Below are 22,057 nucleotides of genomic sequence, written 5' to 3' on the forward strand. Positions count from 1 at the left end.
TTATGCCAAAAATGAAGCCAAATAAGTGATCAGAAACCCAAAAATCTTCTAATAGAGAGGTTGCATGCAATGAGAGAGAACATTTTGGGACTACCGCCGAAGCAGGGCCTTTATGATCCACAATTCGAGAAGGACGCTTGCGGCATGGGATTCATCGCTAGCATTAAAGGGGTAAAGTCGCATAAAATCATTACCCAGGCACTTGATCTGCTTGAAAACATGGAACATCGCGGCGGACAAGGCAGCGAGCCTAACACCGGGGACGGAGCAGGGATTATGCTTCAAATCCCGCATCGGTTCTTCGCGACGGAGATGGGCAAGACGGACATCCGGCTGCCTGCTGAAGGACAGTATGCGGTCGGAATGATCTTCATGCCGCATGATGAAGGCGCCCGCGCGGCTATTGAGCAGGAGCTGGAGGGAATAGTCGCGAAGGAGGGGCAATCCGTTATCGGCTGGCGTACTGTGCCGACCAATGACGAGAAGCTCGGTCAGTCCGCGCTGGAAGTCAAGCCCTATGTGCGTCAAATATTTATCGGCAGGAACGCCGACCTTAAGGATACGCTCGCATTCGAGCGTAAGCTGTACGTCATCCGCAAGCGCGCGGAGCTAGCCATTCGATATGCAGGCAAAGATGGCGGCAACATGTTCTACTTCACCAGCCTGTCCTCCAAAAAAATCGTATACAAAGGAATGCTGACGACCGAACAGGTTCGTTCCTTCTACACAGAGCTGAACGATGAGACCGTCGTGTCGGCGCTAGCCCTCGTGCATTCCCGCTTCAGCACTAATACGTTCCCGAGCTGGGAACGCGCTCATCCGTTTCATTACCTCATTCATAATGGCGAGATCAACACGCTTCGCGGCAACGTGAACTGGATGCATGCCCGCCAGACGCTATTCGCTTCCGAATTGTTCGGGGAGGATCTGGAGAAGATCAAGCCGATCATTAATCCGGACGGTTCCGATACCGCCATGTTCGACAACACACTTGAATTTATGTATCTTGCCGGCCGTTCCTTGCCACATGCCGCCATGATGATGGTGCCAGAGCCATGGGCCAATCATGAGAGTATGAGCGATGAGCGCAAAGCGTTCTACGAATACCACAGCACTCTGATGGAGCCGTGGGACGGACCTGCGGCAATGGGCTTTACGGACGGCACTCAGATTGGCGCGATGCTCGACCGCAACGGTCTGCGTCCGGCGCGTTATTATGTTACGAATGATGACCATATTATTCTTGGTTCTGAAGCGGGAGCGGTCGAGATTCCTGCGGAAGACATCAAGTACAAGGATCGTCTGCGTCCGGGACGTATGCTGTTAGTGGATACGGAACAAGGTCGCATCATCTCCGATGAGGAAGTGAAAGCGGCTATCGCATCTGAACATCCTTACAGAGACTGGCTTAATGAACACCTGATCAATCTGGATGATTTGCCGGATGCGCCTGAGACGCCTGAACCGAGCCATGCTACTGTACAGCAGCGCCAGCAAGCGTTCGGCTACACGTTCGAGGATATCCGCAAGGTGCTGGAACCGATGGCGGGCAGCGGCATGGAGCCGATCGCTTCCATGGGCTATGACGCGCCTCTCGCTGTCTTGTCTGAGCGTCCGCAGCGGCTGTACAACTACTTCAAGCAGCTGTTCGCGCAGGTGACGAATCCGCCGATCGATGCGATTCGCGAAGAGCTTGTGACCTCTACGGCAACGACGATCGGACCGGAGCGCAACTTGCTCAATCCGGAGCCGGAGAGCTGTCGTCATATTAAGCTGGACACGCCGATTCTATCCAATGAAGAGTTCGCCAAGCTGCGGCATATACGCCGTCCCGGCTTCAAGTCGATTACGCTTCCGATCTTCTTCCCCGCCGACGGAGGAGAAGAAGGACTTCGCGCAGCCATGAAGCTGATGTGCGAAGCGGCAGATCGCGTGATTGAGAAGGGCCACAATATACTCATTCTGTCCGACCGCGGCGTCGACAAGGAGAATGCGGCTATCCCGGCGCTGCTTGCCGTGGCTGGCTTGCATCACCACTTGATCCGCCAGGGAACGCGGACGAAAGTATCCATTCTACTGGAATCCGGCGAGCCTCGCGAAGTGCACCATTACGCGCTGCTGCTCGGCTACGGCGTAAGTGCGGTTAACCCTTATCTTGCATTCGAGTCGCTGGACGACATGATTCGTCAAGGCATACTAAGAGGCGTGTCCCATGACAAAGCGGTGAAAAATTATATGAAAGCGGCCACGAAGGGCGTCGTCAAAGTATTGTCCAAAATGGGCATCTCCACGATCCAATCCTATCGCGGCGCTCAAATCTTCGAAGCGCTCGGCCTTCGTGAAGAGGTTGTGAACGAGTACTTCACGTGGACGCCTTCACGAATCGGCGGCATCGGACTGGATGTAATCGCTGAGGAGACGCTGAAGCATCATAATCGCGCATTCGCAGAACAGGAGGGCTCCGAGAAGGAGCTGGACTCCGGCGGCGATTACCAATGGCGCAAGGACGGCGAAGATCACCTGTTCACACCGCAGACAATTCATACGCTGCAGATGGCTTCTCGCGCGAACGATTACAAGCTGTACAAGAAATTCTCCGGCCTTGTCCAAGGAGAGAACAAGAAGCATCTCACGCTGCGGTCGTTGTTAGAATTCAAGAAGGACGGCCAATCCGTGCCGCTGGATGAAGTGGAATCGGTTGAGTCCATCGTGAAACGGTTCAAGACAGGCGCGATGTCATTCGGCTCCATCAGCAAGGAAGCGCATGAGAGTCTGGCGATTGCGATGAACCGACTGGGCGGCAAGTCCAATACGGGCGAAGGCGGAGAAGATCCGAACCGCTTCACGCCTGATGCGAACGGCGACTTGCGCCGCAGCGCAATCAAGCAGGTGGCATCGGGACGCTTCGGCGTAACGAGCAATTATCTGGTCAATGCGGATGAGATCCAGATTAAGATGGCGCAAGGGGCGAAGCCTGGCGAAGGGGGTCAACTTCCTGGCCTGAAAGTCTATCCATGGGTAGCGGAAGTGCGCGGCTCCACGCCGGGTGTCGGCTTGATCTCGCCGCCCCCGCACCATGACATCTACTCTATCGAAGATCTGGCCGAGCTGATTCACGATCTGAAGAATGCCAATCCTCGCGCCCGCATTAACGTGAAGCTGGTATCCGAGGTCGGCGTCGGCACGATTGCGGCAGGTGTGGCCAAAGGCCGTGCCGATGTCATCATGGTAAGCGGCTATGACGGCGGTACCGGAGCATCTCCTATGGGTTCCATCCGCCATGCGGGATTGCCTTGGGAGCTTGGTCTGGCGGAGACGCATCAGACACTTATGCTGAACAATCTTCGCGACCGCGTTGTCATCGAGACGGACGGCAAGATGATGAATGGCCGGGATGTTGCGATTGCAGCTTTACTGGGCGCTGAAGAATACGGATTCTCTACTGCGCCTCTTATCGTACTGGGCTGTGTCATGATGCGTGTCTGCCAGCTGGATACTTGTCCGGTCGGGGTGGCTACGCAGAATCCGGAGCTTCGCAACAAGTTCATGGGAGATCCGTCTCATGTCGTGAACTACTTGCGCTTCATCGCCGAAGAATTGCGGGAGATTATGTCGGAATTGGGCTTCCGTACGATCGACGAGATGGTCGGCCGTGTGGACCGTCTGAATACGAAGAAGCTGATGGAGCATTACAAGGCGAAAGGTCTTGAGCTGTCAGGCATTCTGTATGAAGCTGAAGTGCCGGAAGGTTCATCCCGATATGGTGTACAGAAGCAGAACCATGGCCTGGAGCTGTCGCTGGATATGAAGGAGCTTGTGCCTCTGGCGGAGCCTGCTCTAGCGCGCGGTGAGAGTGTGCGTGGCACGTTCCCGATTCTCAATACGAACCGAGTTGTCGGCACGATACTGGGCTACGAAGTGACTTCCCGCTACGGCGCGAAGGGCTTGCCTGAAGATACCATCTGGTATCGCTTCATCGGCACAGCCGGTCAAAGCTTCGGAGCGTTCGTTCCGAAGGGAATCACGCTATCGGTCGAAGGCGACACGAACGACTACTTCGGCAAGGGGCTATCCGGCGGCAAGCTGATCGTCGCGCCGTCACCGAAGGCAACGTTCAAGGCGGAGGAGAATGTCGTGACGGGCAATACGGCCTTGTATGGCGCGACTAGCGGCGAAGCATACATTAGCGGTATTGCCGGCGAACGGTTCGCTGTCCGGAATAGCGGCGTAAGTGCGGTCGTGGAAGGGGTAGGCGATCATGGCTGCGAGTATATGACGGGTGGACGCGTTGTCGTGCTAGGAGAGACGGGACGCAACTTCGGTGCAGGGATGTCCGGCGGCGTGGCTTATGTCTATGATCAGACGGGCGACTTCCATCACCACTGCAACCTGGAGATGGTTCTACTGGAGCGGATGGAGACGGAAGGCGACATAGCCGAGCTTCGCATCATGATTGAGAGACATGTCCAATATACGGACAGTGCTGTCGGTTCGCGCATCTTGGCGGACTGGGATGCTTCGCTTGCGAAGTTCATCAAGATCATACCGAAGGACTACAAGCGGATGCTGGAACAGATTCAGCGCGCCGAGGATAAGGGACTGCAAGGCGGAGATGCCTTGCTGGCTGCATTCGAGGCGAACAAGCGTGAGCTGGCTCGCGCAGGCGGCAAGTAAGCTGTTATTTATGGAAGAACCCGCAAGTGGGGCGTCATGCTCCTCTTGCGGGTTTTTGTAAATAAAGAATTTTTATGAATTTTTGGGTTAGAGTTGTCTTTCACCTCGACAAATTTTGGGTAAAGTGAGCGAATGGTGAGCTGCAGGCGATGTGACCTCGGTTGGAGGTAGAATGTATGTGGCCAACACTAAAGTGACGGAATCCCGTGCGAGCGTGCCCTCAGTGTATGTAGCCAACACTAAATTGACGGAATCTCGTGCGAGCACGTCTAGAGTGTATGTGGCCAACACTAAAGTGACGGAATCCCGTGCGAGCGTGCCCTCAGTGTATGTGGCCGACACTAAAGTGACGGAATCCCGTGCGAGCGTGCCCTCAGTGTATGTAGCCAACACTAAATTGACGGAATCCCGTGCGAGCGTGCCCCCAATGTATGTGGCCAACACTAAATTGACGGAATCCCGTGCGAGCGTGCCCTCAGTGTATGTAGCCAACACTAGAGTGGCGAAATCCCGTGCGAGCGTGCCCTCAGTGTATGTAGCCAACACTAAACTAGCAGAATCGCATACAGGCGCGCCTCCAGTGTATGTAACTTCGACAAAACCCGTAACATAAAGCAGGCTGTCCCTGTCAGCATCCGACATGATTCTTCCGAGGGCTCAGGTATAATGTACGAAAGTAGGAGAAGCCTTGAGGAGGATGATGAGGTGAAAATCATTTTATTGACAGGCGGATCGGGCGACAGAGTGTGGCCGTTAACGGGAAAAAATAGGCATCATCAGTATGCGAAGGTGTTGAAAGGCAAGGACGGCAAGCCGGAGTCGCTACTGCAGCGGTTATGGAGCGGACTTGCTGGAGCGGATCTTATAGAACACAGTAGCTTGACGGCATGCAGTGAGCATGCCGCAATAATAAGAGAACAATTGGGACCTGAGACGCCGATTATTCACTCTCCCAGGCAGAAGAACACTTTTGCCTCAGCGGGATTGGCCGCAGCCTATCTTTATTCCGCATCTCTTCCTTTATCCGAAACCATTATTATCCTCCCTATGGACTTGTACGCAGGCGGAGATTTTTACCATTGCATTCGTAGCCTTCCCAAGCTGCTGCGTGACAGTGGGGCGGCGATGATGATGGTAGGCACAAGAGCGAGCTTCGCCTGCGAGCAATATAGCTACATTATACCGGAATCCAGCTATTATGAAGATGCGCAGACCCATTATGATTACGAGGTGGCTGAATTTCATGGAAGGCCTTCTCTGGAAGAAGCGGAAGCGCTGGTGAATCAAGGCGCATTATGGAGCAGCGGAGTGTATGCCTTCCGGTTGGAATTCATGCTTCATCGCCTGACCGAGTTAGGATTGCCTGTGCATTATGAGCAGTTGTATAAGCAGTATCAGCGCTTGACCGACCTGAGTATGGAGGACAAGCTCACCTATCAGCCTATGATTAGCAAGTCAGTGGTCGTCTATGACGGCATATGCATGAGACTGGGCGCATGGACGTCGCTATCGATGCGTGCCACGCTCTGATTCGCTACCATTCATTTCCGCTATCGTATATAATGATGGGGTTGAAGCAGCCGGAAGGAATAATGGATAGAAGGAGGCATGACGCGGAATGGAACCTATCATCGTATCGATGCGCGAAGTGACGAAGCGGATCGGCAAGCGCACCATTATCGATCGACTGTCATTGGACTTGAGACCGGGTGAAGTATTCGGCTTCCTGGGGCCGAACGGCTCGGGCAAGACAACGACGATCCGCATGATGGTCGGTCTCATGTCGCTTAGCGAAGGTGAGATAACCATCAATGGTTACAATATTGAGAAAGAGTACGAGAAAGCAATCAGCTACGTTGGAGCTATCGTCGAAAATCCGGAAATGTACAAGTATTTGACAGGTTATCAGAACCTGCTGCATTACGGGCGAATGATGCCGGGGGTGACAGAGCAGCGCATTCAAGAAGCGATAGAAGTCGTCGGTATGGGCAATCGCATCCATGACAAAGTAAGAACCTATTCGCTCGGCATGCGGCAGCGACTAGGACTGGCACAAGCCATTCTTCACCGGCCGAAGCTGCTCATATTGGACGAGCCGACGAATGGGCTGGACCCAGCGGGAATACGGGAGCTTAGAGATTACCTTCGTAAGCTAGCCAAGGATGAGAATATTGCAGTCTTCGTATCCAGTCATCTGCTGTCAGAGATGGAGCTGATGTGCGATCGTGTGGCCATCATCCAGAACGGCAAGCTAATCGATGAGAGAATCATTGGCGAGCAGAGGGAAAGCGCCAGCGCATCAAGGATGCTGTATGAAGTCGATCAAGCCGACAAGGCGATGGACATACTGGTGACGAATGGTCAACCGGCCGAAGCTGCTGGCAACGGACATATTGCCCTGGATGCCGATAGAGAGCGAGCGGCGGAACTGAACGCCTTACTCGTAGCTGCCGGAATTAAAGTATACGGCATACGAAGAGACAGCAAGTCGCTGGAGGATCAATTCCTGGAGGTGACAGGAGGTGAGAGCATTGGGTAATTTCGCTGGATTGCTGCGCAATGAGAATATGAAGATTTACAGAAGAGCCCGCACTTATATAATGGGAGCTATCCTGGTCGGATTAGTACTGATGATCTCCATTATGTGGGCCGCCTTCGGAGGCAGGGACGTATCCATGTGGGATGTCGTATTCCTGGAATCGTCGATATTGTTCTTCCTCATTACCATCTTCACGGTTGTTGTCGCGGCAGGAGCAGTAGCTGAAGAATTTACATCAGGTACGATCAAGCTGCTGTTGATCAGACCATGGTCCCGTTCCAAAATATTGCTGGCCAAATATATCGCCGTAGTCGCCTTCGCCTTGTGTCTTGCCTTGCTGCTTTTCACAAGCACCATTGTCGTTAATTGGCTCATCTTCGACCTATTCAATTCTGTACAAGCCGAACCGACGTTTCCGATGAAGGAAGGCGTGTCAACAGTGGGCTACATGCTGCAATATTACGGCCTGACTCTGATTACGACGGTTATGACGGTTACGCTCGCTTTCATGCTTTCTACCGTGTTCCGCAGCAGCGGCCTGGCCATCGGATTTGCTCTGTTCCTGCTGCTGGTCGTGAACAACGTCGTGATGCTGCTTGCTGCGCTGCAGTATAAGTGGGTCGATTACATTTTGTTCGTACATTTGAATTTGACGCAATACTTGAATGACATTCCGATTCGGGAAGGTATGTCGCTAGGCTTCTCCTTAGCGGTGCTGGCCGGTTACTATGCGCTATTCATGGCGTTAACCTGGTATGTGTTCAATAAGCGAGACGTGGCGGCTTGAATAAGCGCCAAAAAACGCCGTGCCCTATGCTCCTGATCGGAGTGTTCAGGCACGGCGTTCTCCATAAAGGATACCGTTAGACGGCTTGCTTGGAACGGCTGCGTTCTTCATTGGCGTTCTTGCTGTCTTGCTTGCCGGCAGCGGTAGCTGATTCCTTCTCATGAGGTGAAGACGGCTTCGCTTCGTTGGCCGGTTGTTCCATAAGGCAGCTGCCGTTAATCATGCCGCCTTCTTGAATAATTAGGTGATTCGTCATCATATTGCCCGTTAGCTGGCCGGATGATGTAATAATTAGCCTTCCCGTCGTCGCTATGTCTCCGTACACCTTGCCGGCCAACGTCACGTCTTGAGCGGAGATATTGGAGTGCGCTACTCCTTGCTCGCCAATGATGACAGCACCTTTGCACGCGATTTCACCATGGAATTCCCCTTCAATCCGCAGATTGGCTTCACTTGTCATCTTGCCTTCCGCCACAGTACCTGCTCCTATTAGCGTGTCAGTAGAAGTGTTTCGCCGATTTTCTTTGAACATAAGGTCTAATCCTCCATTTCATATCGTGATCTCGATTTGAAACGACAGACTTGCTCCCTATGATGATTAACTCCGGTGAGCGGTATACTTGAGAGGGTTGACAGGTTCGTTTGTCTGCATGATTTGGAAATGCAGATGAGGGCCTGTGCTTCTGCCGCTGGAGCCAAGCAATCCGATCCGTTCTCCTTTCACGACTTCTTCGCCGACGCGGGCATCGATCTGCTTCAGGTGCATATACGCGCTCTGCAGCTCGTTGAGATGGTCAATAATGATATAATAGCCGAGCCATCTGTCATAGCCGGTGTCCGAGACGACACCATCCGCAGCGCTGAATACGGTGTCTCCGCTCTTGCCTTGAATATCGATGCCTGCATGGAACTTGATGCTACCCGTGATGGGGTCCTTGCGGTAGCCGAAGCCGGAAGTTAGCTGCTTGGATGCAGTAGGCCACTTCGAGGGGATAGCATCGACCGTCTCCCTCTTATGCTGTGCCTGGCGTAGCGTCTGTACCATCGATTGCTCCATCGCATCGACCATTCGGCTAAGCTCCACCAGATCAAGAGAGGTGTCCTGGGCATAGGAGGCCATCTGCACAGCATCGCGAGTATAGGGGAGAGCCGCGGCACCATCAGACCGCGTAGCGGATAAAGTTTGGACGCGAGGCGCAGCGGTTGTTTGAAGTCGAACCTCCGGCTCGGCTATCGAATACCCTTGCTGGATATTGACGCTGCTCCCATACTTTTCGATGAAAGTCTTCAGCTTCAACTCCAGCTCAGTCAGCTCATCCATCTTCTTCTTCAGAGTCTGAGCTTGACGCATCAGTTCCTCAAGCTCTTGCTGCAGAGCTGCGATTGCATGATCCTTCTCCTTGATCGTGCTGTCTCTTCCTTCCATCGCCTTGGCATATTGCGCGGATTGGGCCTCCAGTCGAGTCTCCAGACTACGCAGTTCGTAAGCGGCTTTCATCTGGAGACTGATTACACAGCCGGATACCGCCAGAACGGCGGCCACAGGGACTGCGATCACCGATCTTCTGGATACCGCGAACTGCTTGACAGCCTTGTCAGCGCCGCGCATGACGACGAAGGACCATGTTGAATTGCGCGCTCGTCTCAAGTAGCTTGCTCCTTCCCACGTGCAGTATAGTCGTACAGAACGTCCTATGACTATTTATTCCTCTGCAGGGGAAAACATACCTTGAAACTTATTTCAGCGATGCCAGCACTTCCTTCATTGGAGTGGTGAAATAGAAGCTGCGTCCTTGCTTCTGCTCCTCCGGCAGCGTCTCCAGCATGGTCATTCTTCGATTCACCTCAGCCTCTAAATCGCGAATGCGTTGCTCGTATTGCGAAGCCTTCTCCTCGTCCTTGCTCTGAAGTGCAATCCTACGCACATCTCCATAGGCGAGCATCGCGTGCTCGTACATCTCGATCATCCATGGGAACTTCAGTAGCGCTTCATCCAAGACGGGTAGCGTGTCTTCCAGCTTACCGTTCAATTGATGCAATCTGATCTGCAGTGATAGAAGCCCACGATTATATTCGTCATGCTTGCGCGCGGAGTCCAGCGTCTGCTGTGCTTGCTTCAGCAGTTCGGGGTCTTTGCTCTGCTCGTATACTTGCAGTATCCAGCTTACCTTAGTGACGGAATACGTCGCTTGATCCGGCGCTTGATCGATAGACTTATCCAGCATCTCCATAAGCTGAGCGTAGGAAGCCTTCTGTTCCACGGCCATTGTTATCGTTTCGTTGTAACGGCTTGCTGCCGAGTAATGGATTGACGTCACAATAAGCAGAGTGAAGCAGATAACAGCTAGCAGTGCTGGATAGACGCTTTTCCGCCAATCGTTGAACTGAACATTGGATAGAGATGCAATCTCAAGCTTGTTCCGGAATGGCGCCAGCATGCATCCAAGCGACAGGAACACCAACGCCCCGATATAGACATAACTCATATCAAAATCCATTGCGCTGTGCGCCAGCAATGACAGCGACAGAATAAAGAATACCAGGTGACTGCCGCGAAGCTCGGGATGCCGAATATGCGACCGGATGTACAAGAAGTAAGCATAGGCAATGAAGCCAATCAAGATTGCCAGACCGAGCCAGCCGACCTCCACAAGCACTTGAACGTAGAAGCTATGGGCTTGTCTACTCTCGTAAGGATTGTTCTGGTATTGCTCGTACATCGCTTGCCACGCCCCGCCGCCTGCACCGATGACAGGATAATCGCTGGCTGCTTTCAAGCCGTCTTTATAGAACGTAAGCCTCTCAAGTACGCTGTGCTGGTTGAAGTTAATATTCTCGAATCGGTCAGCCAGCTGCTGCGGAAGCAATCCTCTGACGGCCGGACTGGACAGCAGTAATGCGGCGCTTGCGATCGTAATCACTACAATAAGCGCAGGGATAAGAAGGAACGACCACTTCCGATCGGCAATTCGCGCAAGCTTGCTCTCCACCCATGTCTCCAGCTTGGCGTGATATAGCCAGACGAATGCTGCCGACACTAAGGAAGCGGCCAATAGCAAGCCCCACCCAGTGGCGGGAAGCGAGTTGAACAGCGATATCGTGGACGGCGTCTTCGATCCCGTCGGTTGAACAATGGCCGCGATGTCATTCATGATTGTCGTAATCTTGCCCAGAATGATCATGGACACCGCTACGGAGAAGACCATATAGAGCAAGTAGGTAATCTGCTTCGTCAGCTTCAGTAACGGTATAGTAAGCAAGACAACAATAGGGATGATGACGAATGCACCGCGTGAGAACGTCAGCATGAACGATATCCATATGGGTACAAGGAAAGCGGCGTTCATTAGCCGGATATAACGGTTGCCGCTGTGCGATGCATAGTACAAGCAAGCAAGGAATAGAGCAATCAGGAAGCCGGCATAAGTATTGGAGTACTGGAATACTGATGTTAGGCGGTAGCCGTCATGCGCGCGCCATAGAGCGTCCATATAATAAGTCTGTCCGAATAAGTTGAATAACCCGAACAATACAATGATACCGCCGGCGATCATGATGCCGCCCTCGATTATGTAGCGAGTCTGTACCGCTCCTGCGGTATATAAGCCGTTTATGAAAAAGAGTGCGAACATGCCGTAGACCATGACCATAAAGTCTGCATAGTAATCTGATACTGCCTGCATGGAGGAAATCCAGTAAACAAGCGGAATCAGCATGACAGCAATCGACATTATACCCGTATGGTTGGAAATTTTCCAATTCCGGATTAGGTATATGAGGGGAAGAAATGATAGAATAAAGATATAAATTGCCGACTTGTAGATTGGAGGTTCGAAGCTGGACTCGTATCCGTTGAACAAACCTCTGTCATAAGGGAAAAAAATAAAAAACAGGGCAAGGCCGATAGCGCCAAGCCACCATAGAGGCGACACCTCTCCTCTTCCCGTATTTCCCGGGTAATCCCGTTTTGTCGCTTTCTGTCGTGCGCCCATTCGTATGTACTCCTATCTTTGTTTATTCTATGTGTTAACTGGAAAAGATATTCTATTATTTTATCAAATGTGGTGAGGGATTACTATATGGGTGGGGGGAGAATGTAGGATATAGTATCGAGAACACTTTTTATCGACAACTCAATTTTATAAATTAATGTATTAGGTGTTCATATATGAATTTGTCTGATAGACTACGTATTGTGAAGAATCAAATAAGGAACAGAGCACTCAAATGATCAAAATTAGAAATGAAGATTGGAATTGAGACGATAATGGCAAATTTTGCGAAGCTCTCTAAGCAAATTTCTCTATTTAAAACACCACAGATATTGATAAGAAAAATACTAAATCGTTATCTGAAGGGTGGGTTAAAAAGGAGAATATTGGGTTTTTTGACTGTGGAACAAATTAGTAATCAATTGAATGAGAATTTTAATAGTAAGGACAAAATAATCCTTTTTCCATCTCCAAGTTGCCCTTGGGGATATTTATTTCAGAGGCCCCAACAACTTGCTAGAGCCTTTGCGAAAAAAGGGTTTAAAGTGATTTATATGGTTGACACCTCTTTTACTTACGCGCCTGATTGGTACGTTCGTGGATTAAATAGAATTGAAGAATCCATTTTTCTTTATAATGATGGCCTGGGTGGCAAGGTGCTAACAGAAAATCTCAGGAATATTTACACCATTATTTGGCAATACTGGCCTCATCAGAATTCAGTGATTGAACAATTTCAGAAACATCATAATACATCTTTAGTTTATGATTGTATAGACCATTTAACAACATTTGATGAATACCCTGAGATAATGAGTCATCATTCAAAGGCTTTAGAAAATGCAGATGTTGTAATCGCCACTGCGAATTCTATAAAAAAAGAAGTTAGTAAGTGGAGAGATGATTGTCTACTCATTCAAAACGGTGTAAATGTAGAGGATTTTAAAACTGTTTTACACAAAGCAAGTGATTCTGATTCAATAACACTAGGGTATTATGGAGCAATAGCTGAATGGTTTGATTATGAATTAATCAAGCAGGTCGCAATCCTTCGGCCAAACTGGAATTTTATTATTGTGGGAGAAGTATATCCGGCTTGTATAATACAAGTGCGAGAGTTGTCTAAAATTTCCAATATTCAATTTCTGCCACGAGTAACTTATTCAGAAATCCCGGAGCTGTTAGGTCAGTTTGACATCGCCCTGCTTCCATTTAAGATAAATGAAATTACGCGAAATACTTCACCGGTGAAAATATTTGAATATATGGCTGGAGGGAAAATAACGATTAGCTCATCATTGCCAGAGGTGATTGGGTTACACGGAGTACTCACTTATGATACGCAAGAGGAAATGTTGAAACAAATACATAATGCAATAACTTTAAAAAATGATGAAAAATATGTGAATTCGTTGAAACTTGAGGCTATTAATCATTCTTGGATTAGTAAAGTAGATCTTATTTTAAAACATATGACTGATGGAGGGATGGTCAATGGCTCAGCTCCCAAAAATACTGATTTTTGAAAGAGATGATGCTCAAACTAATCCCGGTGGAGATACAGTGCAAATTCATCAAATCTCAAATTTTCTTAAAAAAAATCAGTTTGAGGTAATTGTCACCTCAGACATAGATGCTGACTTAACTGGAATGTCTTTCATAATTATTTTCAACCTCCAACTGCCAGATCAAGCTTTTATACAAGCTCAAAGAGCAGTAAATTGGGATGTCCCATATATATTTTTCCCTGTTTACTGGGACATGGATCAGTTGAAAATGAAGGATGTTTTTAGTGTGAGAAACTTCATTAAAAAATTTCTACCCCAAAAAATGAAGGATATGTTAAGGTCGAAATTGCTAAAACAGAAGTATAAGAGTGTTTCAGATTTCCCTTCTTCTTTGAACGAAATGATTAAATATATATTTATGAACGCAGCATATATTTGTCCTAATTCAAAGGCAGAATTACAACACTTAATAGAAAAATTCAGTTGGATACCAATTGAGCAAAAAGCAGTAGTTGTCCATAACGGAATTAAATTAGAAGAGCTATCAATGTGTAAAGATCGAACATTGCTTAACAACTATCTATTACCGGAGTCTTATATTTGTTGTGTTGGAACTATTGGGCCAAGAAAAAATCAGATCAATCTTGTAAAAGCTGCAAATTCCATCGGAATACCATTAGTCATTGTTGGTAAAGTAGCTGCAAATGATTCGCTTTATGGTAAGTACGTAAAAAAAATCGCAAAAGATAATGTAATTTTTTTAAATTATTGTGATCAACATATTGTATACGAGATTATTAAACATAGCAAAGGACATATCCAGCCTAGTTATATTGAAACCCCTGGTTTAGCTTCATTAGAGGCTGTGGCACTCTCATGCAATGTTGTAGTATCGGATGTACCACCAGTTAGAGAATATTTTGGTGATTCGGCATACTATGTTAATCCAAATAGTTATCATTCCATTGCAGAGGGAATGATTAAATTGTACAACAGTACAAGTCTTCCCAATGCTCATATTTTTCGTAGTTTATATAACTGGGATACTGCTTTAATGAACTTACTACCTCTCTTAAAAAATGATTGGCATATTGAGCAATAAGGGGCTTGTTATTATGCGTGTATATTTATTAAATATGTACAAGTACAGGGATTTATTTATTGAACTTGTTCGGAAAGACATAAAGCTAAAATATCGCAACTCAATATTAGGTGTTTTATGGAGTATGCTTAATCCATTATTAATGATGTTGGTGTTAAGTATTGTTTTTATGACTTTCTTTAAAAATGATATCCCCAATTTCCCTGTATACGTGCTGATAGGAAGAATTTTGTACCAGTTTTTTTCTGAGTCTACGAACTTTGCTATGGACTCAATACTTTCGAATGGGGCATTAATTAGAAAGGTATATGTACCCAAATACTATTTTCCGTTATCTCGACTAGTCTCATCATTTGTATCATTGATCTTATCTCTTGTTCCATTACTTGGGATGATGATTGCAACAGGTATGTCTTTTACATGGGTGAATTTATTGTTTTTTGTTCCTTTAGTATATCTATTATTAATATGTGGCGGATTAGGGCTGATATTAGCATCAATCAATGTATTCTTTAAAGATGTAAAGCACTTCTATTCAATTATTATGTTGGTGGTAATGTATATGACCCCAATATTTTATCCTGTCAGCATTATACCGGAGCAGTATATGCCTATTATATTGATGAACCCATTATACCCAATAGTAGAAATGTTTAGGGGAATTGTGATGTATAGCAGTATTCCTAATATGCAATTGAATCTGTTGGCGTTAAGCTATGCAGTTATATACAGTGTGATTGGATTGTTGGTTTTTTACAAATCTCAAGATAAGTTTATTTATCATTTATAAAGAAAAGGAATTATTAATATGGCTAATATTGCTGTGAATGTTTCTAATGTATCAATGAAGTATCGATTAGCAACTGAAAAGATCGACTCATTTAAATATCTGCTGATAAAGAAATTGAAAAATGAGTTGAAGTATGAAGAGTTCTATGCGTTAAAAGATGTTTCGTTTACTGTGAATAGAGGAGAAGTTTTTGGGATCATTGGACTAAATGGTGCTGGAAAAAGTACATTGTTGAAAATAATTGCAGGAGTTATAAAGCCAACTATAGGTAGAGTCGAGAAACACGGAAGTATCGCTCCATTATTGGAATTGGGAGCGGGTTTCAATGGAGAACTTACTGGAATAGAAAATATTTATTTAAATGGATTGTTATTTGGATATACAAAGAAATTTATTGCTCATAAAATTGATGAAATTATTGAGTATTCAGAGCTTGGTAAGTTTATTCATACACCTCTGAAAAATTACTCTTCTGGTATGAAAGCCAGATTGGGGTTTTCAATCGCAACTATCGTGCAACCTGATATATTAATTGTGGATGAGGTTTTAGCTGTAGGAGATATAAAGTTTAAGGCAAAGTCGGAAGAAAAAATACGTCAAATGATGAGTGGAGGTACAACAGTTTTGTTTGTTTCACATTCGCTAGGGCAAGTAGAGAATATATGTGATAGGGCATTATGGTTAGAACACGGAGAAGTGAAAAGTATTGGTAATCCTGGTGAATTAATAGCAGACTATAAAAATTCAAATTGAAAGGAAATAATAGTATGAAGATATGTGTAATGGGATTGGGTTATATTGGCCTTCCTACTGCAGTAATGTTCGCAAGTTATGGGAATAACGTTATTGGTGTTGATGTAAAGCCTGAAATTATTGAAATGCTCAATAATGGGAAACTACATATTGAAGAGCCTGGACTCGAGGATCTACTAAAGGAATCTGTTAAAAAGAAAAAGTTTAAAGCCATATCAGAACCTGATAAAGCGGATGTATTTATGATTACAGTACCAACTCCGAACCTGGATGATCTATATATGAGTTGTGATTTGACTTATGTGTTAGATGCATGTCGTGCAATTATTCCTCATCTTCGTAGCGGCAATACTGTGATTATTGAATCAACAATAGCTCCAAGATCAATGGATGATTACATCGGACCACTATTTCAAGCTGCAGGATACAAAATAGGAGAGGACATATTTTTAGCACATTGCCCTGAGCGAGTTTTACCAGGGCAAATTCTTACAGAACTAGTTTATAATAACCGTATAGTAGGCGGACTAACATCCAATTGTACAGAGGCTGCAGCTAAAGTATATGCTCAGTTTGTTAAAGGTGAAATTATTAAAACTGAAGCGAAAACTGCTGAAATGTCTAAATGTATGGAGAATACATTTCGAGATGTTAATATTGCACTTGCGAATGAATTAACTAAAGTATGTTATGACCTGAAAATAAATGTGTTAGATGTCATTGATATGGCCAATAAACATCCGCGAGTGAATATCCACAGTCCCGGCCCAGGAGTAGGGGGGCATTGTCTCGCTGTTGATCCATATTTTATATCCGCAAAGTCGCCAGACAATTCAAAGATCATTCAATTGGCAAGGGAAACAAATAGTGGTATGCCGACATTTGTTGTAGATGTAGTTAAGAAACTGTTAGAAAGTATAGAAAACCCTAAAATAGCTATTCTAGGAATGGCGTATAAAGGGAATGTGGATGATATGAGAGAATCACCTGCATTGAAAGTCGCTCAAATATTAGAACAATGGGAATGCGAAATAGCAATTCACGACCCCCATATTCGATTAGAAAGTTTTTTATCTTTTGAAGATGCTATTACTGGGGCGGATCTTATATTAGTGTTAACTGATCATAATGAATTCAAAGAACTGGATGAATTTGTAATAGTCAATAGAATGAGAACTCCTCAAATATTCGACACAAAGAATATTATTAGGTTAAAAGAGAGTGTTGGAATTGAAGTGTATAATTTTGGGAATATTAACGACCGAAATATAACTAGAAGATACGAACATATCTCAAGTAGTTAAATAGTTACTATTCAAGTACAGTAAAAATGGAGTTAGGGGGATTGGGGATGTGCAGTTTGAAGGTTGAATTACTAGATGGTACTTCTTTGTATGGCCATGATAAAGAATATGTCACTACTATTCTTAGCAATACAAAAAAATACTATGAAATTTCAGATTTAGAGAGGTTTTGTGAGTATATTCCAGACAATGCTGTTATTTACGATATTGGAGCGAATATAGGGAATCACTCTTTATATTTTTCGAAATACACAAATCCCAAGCATATTATTTCTATAGAACCAATAGAGCAAAACTTTGAACTTTTGAAAGCAAACTTATTGACTAATGATTGTAAAAATGCGATTGCTATACATGCTGCAGTAGGTGAAAAGGATGGTAAAGTGAATTCTATCCTAGACAGCTCAAATATGGGGGCTTGTAAGGTTTTTATTGATGACTCTGGGCTCATACAAATGATATCTTTAGATAATTCTGGGTTTGCACGACCGGATTTTATTAAAATTGATGTAGAAGGATTTGAGTTGAGTGTACTAAAAGGCATGAAACAAATACTATTAAATGAACATCCAGTCCTTTGGATTGAAATTAAAGAGAATTTCTTTGATATTGACGAGTACTTGAATCAATTTAAATATAAATTAATTGATCGGACTAATTATAACTTTATCTATATGAAAATGAGTGTGGAAAGTCCTGCTGAAATTGAAATGGATAATTTATTTAAGCGCAATATTAATGAAGAGTATAGTTCACTTATTCAAAAAAATTGGAAATTAAATAAAATAATATCGACTCAAAATACGAAGCTTATTGAAATCAATCAAAAAAATTCTATTAATTTGGAATCATTAGATTCAATTCACGAAAAATTGGATGAAATATTGAAGAAATCAAATGAAGAAACAGAAGTTACTCAAGGATTAGAAGAGTTGAGTAATCGTAAGTCTCTTATAATAGATAATCTAGAGAAGGAGATAATTGAATATGAACAAAGACTGAAAGAATACTCGCAAAAAATGCAACATATGAAAGAAACTATTGAGAAGAAAAATCAAGAACTTGTATCATGTCTAAATTCTGAAGAAGAAGCATTAACAAAACTAAAAGCAAGTATACTTGCCCAGAACAGTTTATCTGCAAAACTATATAAAATGACAAGAAACTTCGAGTTGCTAAGAAACTCAAAATTAGGAAGATTAACAGCGAAATACTGGTATTTAAGAGGGAGAATTACAAAGGACTTCTAGCTAATTTTAACTGAGGTGACACTTTTGGATATTCGTGCGATTGATAATAGGCTCTATCAAATTAAAGCGTTTAGAGATCAATTAAAGAAAGAAATATTAGGTGATGTGAGTAGTCATGCAGATTTTGAATTAATCAAAAATGATCGAAAATTTCCTAGTAAGTTTAGTACAAATAAATCAATAAAAGTAGCATGCATTATGGACGAATTTACGTTTCATTCATTTGAACCAGAGTGTAATCTCTTGCAAATAACGCCAAGTAATTGGAAGTCACAATTAGAGCAATTTGAACCGGACTTATTCTTTATTGAATCTGCATGGAAAGGAATTCAAGGTCTTTGGAATGGGAAAGTAGCTCATCTTGGTGAGGAATTAATTGAAGCTGTTAATTACTGCAAAATCCATCAAATTCCAGTTGTGTTTTGGAATAAAGAAGATCCTGTTCATTTTGATACTTTCATTGCCACAGCAAAATATGCTGATTTTGTATTTACTACTGATATTGATTGTATCTCAAAGTATAAAACTTATGTTGAACATCAACAGGTTTATTTACTACCATTTGCAGCACAAACAAAATATCACAATCCAATTGAAGCATTCGAAAGGAAAGATGCCTTTTGTTTTGCTGGAGCCTATTATAAACGATATCCCGAGAGAATTAGGGACCTTGATGCTTTTTTGGATGTTATTTCAGAAAAAAGCCAACTGGATATCTTTGATCGGAATTTCTATAATAATGACCCTCAGTATGCTTTTCCAAAGAAATACAATAAGTATATAGAAGGGAATTTAAAACCTCAAGAGATAGATAAGGCTTATAAAGGCTACCGGTTTAATGTAAATATGAATTCTGTTAAACAGTCTCAATCTATGTGTGCTCGTAGAGTATTTGAATTATTGGCATCTAACACTGTTACTGTGAGTAACTACTCAAGGGCAATCCGAAATATTTTTGGTGACCTTGTAGTTTGCACTGATGATAAGCAACAATTAACAAAGGAAATAAATAAGTTTATTGATGAAAGTTATTATAAGAAATATCGACTTGCAGGACTTCGAAAAACTCTGAATGAGCATACATATAGTCATAGACTTAATTATATTATTGAACAAGTCTTTCAAAAAGAGGATGTTCAATTAAGTAAAAGTGTAGCAGTTCTTACGACAGTTCATAATGTAAATCAGCTTAACTATATTATGTACCAATTTAATAGACAAACCTATGAGAATAAAACTCTGTATCTGTTTGCTCCTAAGAATACATTCAATAATCATAATCATAATCATAATTTCTTTAAACATATTACAACTGAAGTAGTTCAAAAAATAAAAGATGAGCATGATGCAATTGTGTTTTTCTCACCTCAAGATTATTACGGTGAGAACTATATATTAGACTTTACATTGACTGAGCTTTACTCTAAGCAAAATATATTTACCAAACATACCTATTATAATCATGACTCAGATCAATTTAATTATAATATCGGTGTAAATTATAGAGAAACGTCAGAGGCTTGTATAAGAAAATCATATTTCTCTACTAGTAAATTTTCTTCAAAAACGATATTGGCTTACTGGAATGATATCGAGCATAGCATCATAGAAAGCACGGCATTATCAATTGATGAATTTAATTACTGTATGAATTTTACTGATAATCATTGTGAAGTTGTGGATGATTTAATCTTATTTGATACTGGAATTAATTTGCCTTATCTTTTGAATATGGCCACTGAGATTACACCTTTTGAGAATGAAACAAGAAACTATGTTATTACGTCAGGTGAATTAGAAAGCTATCTGTCGAGTACGGAACTGATACGTGTTAAATCACATGATCGAGGTGTATATTTAGAGTCAGCACTGCCAAGAGATCATTTTTATTTATATCTAAATAAAATCATTAGTACTGGTGAAATTGGCCTGTTAACTAATAAATTGGATATTTACATTGAAGCAGAATATTTATCGAGGTTCTCATTGGAAATCACAATTATTGGATTAGATCAAAAGGGGAATAAAACGTGTACCTATGTTAAACCAATAAATAAGAAGGTAAGTGTTGAAATAGCAACTAACACTCATAGTATTAAGTTGGGTTTACGTATTTCCGGACAAGGAACATGTATAATTAAAAAGATAATCATGGGGGAAATACATCATGAGCAAAAATGTGTTGTCAGTAAATCAGATACTTTGCTATTGACGGATCATTATCCGAGCTATCAAGATCTTTACCGGTATGCTTTTATTCACAGTAGAATGAGAGCATACAAGGAAAATGGAAAACTTGTAGATATGTTTAAACTCAATGAGAGATTGAATAGCGGTTTTTCCGAATTTGAATCCATTGATATAAAGTGTGGTGATCATGAAGATCTTGTACAAACATTGAACTTTGGGAATTATAATACATTACTGATACATTTTCTCACAAAAAAAATGTGGGATACTTTAAAGCCATTCAGAAAGAATAAAAAGATTATTGTTTGGGTACACGGTGCAGAAATTCAGCCTTGGTGGCGGCGACAATTTAACTATAGTAATAAAAGTGAGTTAGAAGCAGCAAAAGCAGTGTCAGTAGAGAGACTTGATTTCTGGAAGAATATATTTACTAATACAATCAATGAAGATGTTAATTTCCATTTTGTTTTTGTTTCTGACTATTTTGCAAATGAGGTATTTCAAGATTTGGGAATGAAATTGCCAAGTGAGAAATATAGTGTTATACATAATTATATAAATTCTGATTTATTTAATTATAGCGCCAAATCAATTGAAAAAAGAAAAAAAATCATATCAATAAGGCCATTTACTAGCGCTAAATACGCAAATGATCTTACAGTTAAAGCTATTCAAGAATTATCAAAAGAAGCATTTTTTAATGATATAGAATTTAGAATAATTGGGCGTGGGGAATTATTTAATAAGACAGTTAAACCGTTAATGAAGTACAGAAATGTTCAATTAGATGAATCTTTTATACGTCAATCAGATATGCCATTATTATTTGAAGAATATGGAGTTTTTTTAAATCCTACAAGATGGGATTCTCAAGGAGTTTCTAGGGATGAAGCTATGGCTTCAGGCTTAGTTCCTTTGACAAATGCTGTTTCAGCGATTCCAGAATTTGTTGATGATAGCTGTGGAATACTAGTTGATGGAGAAGACTATAAAGGCCTAGCTGAAGGGATTAAAAAACTGTACGAAAATCCCAACTTGTTTTTAGAATTATCATCGAATGCTGCTAGTAGAGTGCGCAGACAAAGCGGTAAACAAGAAACTATAACTAAGGAGATTCAACTTATAGATGGTCACAAATATAAGTAAATAGTTCAATACTTCTCGTTTA

The 22,057-nt window shown here is 43.5% G+C and carries 14 protein-coding genes; 11 read left to right on the forward strand and 3 right to left on the reverse strand.

Going from position 1 to position 22,057, the window contains the following annotated elements; translation table 11 throughout:
• Positions 1-69 precede the first annotated feature (69 nt).
• The 4 genes from gltB to ACFQ2I_RS20950 all read left to right on the forward strand — a co-directional run bounded on the left by gltB (position 70) and on the right by ACFQ2I_RS20950 (position 8,000).
• Positions 70-4,674, forward strand: a complete 4,605-nt coding sequence (gene gltB, locus ACFQ2I_RS20935) for a glutamate synthase large subunit (protein ID WP_377567745.1) — start codon at positions 70-72, stop codon at positions 4,672-4,674.
• A gap of 705 nt (positions 4,675-5,379) precedes the next feature.
• Positions 5,380-6,204 carry a sugar phosphate nucleotidyltransferase gene (locus ACFQ2I_RS20940; RefSeq protein ID WP_377567747.1) on the forward strand — a complete coding sequence of 275 codons (825 nt, stop codon included), beginning with the start codon at positions 5,380-5,382 and terminating at the stop codon, positions 6,202-6,204.
• An 88-nt stretch (positions 6,205-6,292) separates the two neighbouring features.
• Positions 6,293-7,213, forward strand: coding sequence for an ABC transporter ATP-binding protein (locus ACFQ2I_RS20945; RefSeq protein WP_377567749.1), 921 nt, complete (start codon positions 6,293-6,295; stop codon positions 7,211-7,213).
• Positions 7,197-8,000, forward strand: a complete 804-nt coding sequence (locus ACFQ2I_RS20950) for an ABC transporter permease (protein ID WP_377567751.1) — start codon at positions 7,197-7,199, stop codon at positions 7,998-8,000. Before ACFQ2I_RS20945 ends, ACFQ2I_RS20950 begins: the two co-directional genes overlap by 17 nt.
• 76 nt (positions 8,001-8,076) lie before the next feature.
• Here the strand turns inward: ACFQ2I_RS20950 and ACFQ2I_RS20955 are convergent, their stop codons facing one another.
• The 3 genes from ACFQ2I_RS20955 to ACFQ2I_RS20965 all read right to left on the reverse strand — a co-directional run bounded on the left by ACFQ2I_RS20955 (position 8,077) and on the right by ACFQ2I_RS20965 (position 11,992).
• Positions 8,077-8,532 carry a bactofilin family protein gene (locus ACFQ2I_RS20955; RefSeq protein WP_377567753.1) on the reverse strand — a complete coding sequence of 152 codons (456 nt, stop codon included), beginning with the start codon at positions 8,530-8,532 and terminating at the stop codon, positions 8,077-8,079.
• Between the two features lie 66 nt (positions 8,533-8,598).
• Entirely contained in the window at positions 8,599-9,648 is a 1,050-nt protein-coding gene (locus ACFQ2I_RS20960; protein WP_377567755.1) for a peptidoglycan DD-metalloendopeptidase family protein, read from the reverse strand.
• Between the two features lie 88 nt (positions 9,649-9,736).
• Positions 9,737-11,992, reverse strand: a complete 2,256-nt coding sequence (locus ACFQ2I_RS20965; protein WP_377567757.1) for an O-antigen ligase family protein — start codon at positions 11,990-11,992, stop codon at positions 9,737-9,739.
• Between the two features lie 401 nt (positions 11,993-12,393).
• On the opposite strand from ACFQ2I_RS20965, the gene ACFQ2I_RS20970 reads away from it, so the two are divergent.
• The 7 genes from ACFQ2I_RS20970 to ACFQ2I_RS21000 are packed head-to-tail and all read left to right on the forward strand — an operon-like array spanning position 12,394 to position 22,035.
• Positions 12,394-13,518 carry a glycosyltransferase gene (locus ACFQ2I_RS20970; protein WP_377567807.1) on the forward strand — a complete coding sequence of 375 codons (1,125 nt, stop codon included), beginning with the start codon at positions 12,394-12,396 and terminating at the stop codon, positions 13,516-13,518.
• Entirely contained in the window at positions 13,487-14,602 is a 1,116-nt protein-coding gene (locus tag ACFQ2I_RS20975) for a glycosyltransferase (RefSeq protein ID WP_377567759.1), read from the forward strand. Before ACFQ2I_RS20970 ends, ACFQ2I_RS20975 begins: the two co-directional genes overlap by 32 nt.
• A gap of 13 nt (positions 14,603-14,615) precedes the next feature.
• Positions 14,616-15,392, forward strand: a complete 777-nt coding sequence (locus ACFQ2I_RS20980; RefSeq protein ID WP_377567761.1) for an ABC transporter permease — start codon at positions 14,616-14,618, stop codon at positions 15,390-15,392.
• Positions 15,393-15,410: 18 nt separating this feature from the next.
• Positions 15,411-16,145 carry an ABC transporter ATP-binding protein gene (locus ACFQ2I_RS20985; protein WP_377567763.1) on the forward strand — a complete coding sequence of 245 codons (735 nt, stop codon included), beginning with the start codon at positions 15,411-15,413 and terminating at the stop codon, positions 16,143-16,145.
• 14 nt (positions 16,146-16,159) lie between these two features.
• Positions 16,160-17,449, forward strand: coding sequence for a nucleotide sugar dehydrogenase (locus ACFQ2I_RS20990; RefSeq protein ID WP_377567765.1), 1,290 nt, complete (start codon positions 16,160-16,162; stop codon positions 17,447-17,449).
• A gap of 47 nt (positions 17,450-17,496) precedes the next feature.
• Entirely contained in the window at positions 17,497-18,699 is a 1,203-nt protein-coding gene (locus ACFQ2I_RS20995; RefSeq protein WP_377567767.1) for an FkbM family methyltransferase, read from the forward strand.
• A 24-nt stretch (positions 18,700-18,723) separates the two neighbouring features.
• Entirely contained in the window at positions 18,724-22,035 is a 3,312-nt protein-coding gene (locus tag ACFQ2I_RS21000; protein WP_377567769.1) for a glycosyltransferase family protein, read from the forward strand.
• Positions 22,036-22,057: the final 22 nt, after the last annotated feature.

The organism is Paenibacillus chungangensis, from assembly GCF_042675905.1.
GTDB lineage: Bacteria > Bacillota > Bacilli > Paenibacillales > Paenibacillaceae > Pristimantibacillus > Pristimantibacillus chungangensis.